This is a genomic window from Pseudomonas sp. SWRI77 (assembly GCF_014269105.1).
Taxonomy (GTDB): Bacteria; Pseudomonadota; Gammaproteobacteria; order Pseudomonadales; family Pseudomonadaceae; genus Aquipseudomonas; species Aquipseudomonas capeferrum.
This window is the reverse complement of sequence record NZ_JABWRV010000058.1, coordinates 1-1,739: the sequence shown is the minus strand read 5'-3', so window position 1 is coordinate 1,739 and position 1,739 is coordinate 1. Positions and strand designations below refer to the sequence as shown.

Sequence of the window (1,739 nt, the reverse complement as noted above, 5' to 3'; positions counted from 1 at the left end):
CGCCGTCCTCTCACACCACCGTGCGTACGGTTCCGTACACGGCGGTTCAGGTTATGCGGCTAAGCCGGTTGATCGTATCCAGTATCGAGACCAGTCCGAGTCGATCCCATAGTTTCTTCGGCAGCGCCTGATTCATATGTGGCGCCCCCGAATTCCACCACGGGCCTCGGCCGTTATAGGCCGATTTACAGGCACGCTCTTCGCTTAAGCCCAGACGCATCAAGTTGCGCGCCCTCGTAGAGGGCCGCTTCCATTGGCGCCAGATGGCGCAGCGGAGTTTGTGCCTGATCCAGCCATCCAGTTCCTCAAGTGGCCGTTTGCTCTGGCTGAGCTTGAAGTAACCCGCCCAGCCTCGTAGGACAGGGTTTATCCGCTCGATGGTGTTCGCCATCTTGTGGCCCCGCGCTCTGCGTAGCAGCTCTGCGAGCCGGACGCGCAGGCGACCCAGGCTCATCGTTGCCACCCGCAGCCTCGGCTGCTGATGCCAGCTCATCCCATAGCCCAGGTAATCGCACTTCCAGGCCCTTGCCACTTGGCTCTTGCTCCGATTCACCGTCAATTTCAGACGCTGAATCAGGAAACGCTCGACACTGGCCAGCACCCGTTCGCCAGCACGAGGACTGCGCACATAGATGTTCGCGTCATCGGCATAGCGCACGAAACGATGGCCCCGTCGTTCCAACTCCCGGTCGAGTTCATTGAGCAGGATGTTCGACAGCAGCGGCGAGAGCGGACCACCTTGCGGCGTCCCCTCCTGTCGTTGACTGACAACCCCGCCCGACATGACTCCGGCTTCGAGGTAACGACGGATAAGTCTGAGCACGCGCTTGTCTTCGACGTGACACTCGACGCACGCCATCAGGATGTCGTGGTTGACCCGATCAAAGAATTTCTCCAGATCAATCTCCACGCACCAGCGATGCCCCGACGCCACATGGGTGCGGGCCATCTCGACAGCGTGGTGAGCGCTTCTACCCGGACGGAAGCCGTAGCTGTAGTCCGAGAACAGCGGATCAAAGAGCGGCGTGAGTTGTTGCAGCAGGGCTTGCTGGATCAGGCGATCCACGACGCTGGGAATACCCAACTGCCGAGTACCGCCCTGCGGCTTGGGAATCTCAACCGCACGCACTACTTGGGGATGGTATTCGCCGGCCAACAGCCGGGCTTTGAGGACTGGCCAATACTGATTCACGTAGCCCGCCAACTCGGCCACCGTCATGCCATCGGCATCCGGCGCTCCCTTGTTGCTGACCACACGTTGATACGCACGCCTGAGGTTGGCCGGTGCAAGCACCCGCTCCATCAGCGTGTCCGGCTCCGCGTTCGTCCACGCCACTGACGCCGTCGATACCTTTGCACTGTCAGACACCATCCTCGGCTTCTGGCCGGGACTCTGAATAACAGTTTCCGTTTTGGGAAATTTCTGCATTTCGGCTACCAACGAGACAGTGACGCCTACTGGCGGCATAACCTGTTCGGCCCTTGGTGGCGCGGTTAACCGCCACTTACTACGGCTTCGGCTGACTTCTGCACGCTCATCCCGTCGCCTCTAGACGCTCGGTAGCACAGTGGCAAACGTGCAGATCTCCCAGGGTAATTCGCGTGACCTTCTTGCTTATGCCTGTCGGATTTACGTCACAGCGTTCCGTGCAAGTATTGGGCTTTGACGATTATGGCCGCCTTACCCCGCTGCGCCGCCTCTATCCGCTTCCTGTTCGTCAGGCCAGCATTTTGCCTCG

Annotated in this window: 1 protein-coding gene; it reads right to left on the bottom strand. The window is 60.0% G+C overall.

What is annotated here, in order from left to right; translation table 11 throughout:
• Window positions 1-46: 46 nt before the first annotated feature.
• The gene (ltrA, locus tag HU766_RS25910) at window positions 47-1,468 is read right to left on the bottom strand and encodes a group II intron reverse transcriptase/maturase (protein ID WP_186661828.1); all 1,422 of its coding nucleotides are present in this window, start codon (window positions 1,466-1,468) and stop codon (window positions 47-49) included.
• Window positions 1,469-1,739: the final 271 nt, after the last annotated feature.